General features: G+C 37.1%; 1 protein-coding gene. It reads right to left on the bottom strand.

What is annotated here, in order from left to right:
* On the bottom strand, positions 1-455 hold a 455-nt coding region (locus tag Q1A60_RS21490), incomplete at both ends, for a tetratricopeptide repeat protein (RefSeq protein WP_300008506.1).

Here is a 455-nt window from a genome sequence, read left to right as displayed (position 1 = left end):
CACTTAAAGAATTTCTTGTCTGGATTTACAAACTGAAACTCAAATGGCACTGATCTATCTGACCAATCAATCACCATTCGAATGTCTATATCAAAATCTGTACGTAACCACTCATTTGGAAAACGACTATAATCTACCTTGTCCTTATGTAGTGCTAACAAATGACTTAACTCATTGCGTAATGTCTTCTCTAATCCTGTAAAGTCAACACCCTTGATTTGTTCTCCTAGCATGTTATAGTATAACTCCAATGCTTCATTATACTTCCCAATCTCTTGGTATACTAAGGCCAAATCTCTATACGATTGTGCCTCTGATGGAGCGATCTTTAAGATACGCTCATACACCAATGCCGCTTTCTCATAATCTCCAGCTGCTTCATAGATATAACATAAGGTACGTAAGGCTTTGGTATTATTTCTTGATATATATGCCAAGTCTGCGCGTACTTGATC

Origin of the sequence: uncultured Dokdonia sp., from assembly GCF_947492535.1 — a bacterium.
In the GTDB taxonomy this organism is placed as follows: Bacteria; Bacteroidota; Bacteroidia; order Flavobacteriales; family Flavobacteriaceae; genus Dokdonia.
Note: the sequence above shows the minus strand (reverse complement) of the source record. Positions and strands in the feature narration are given on the sequence as shown.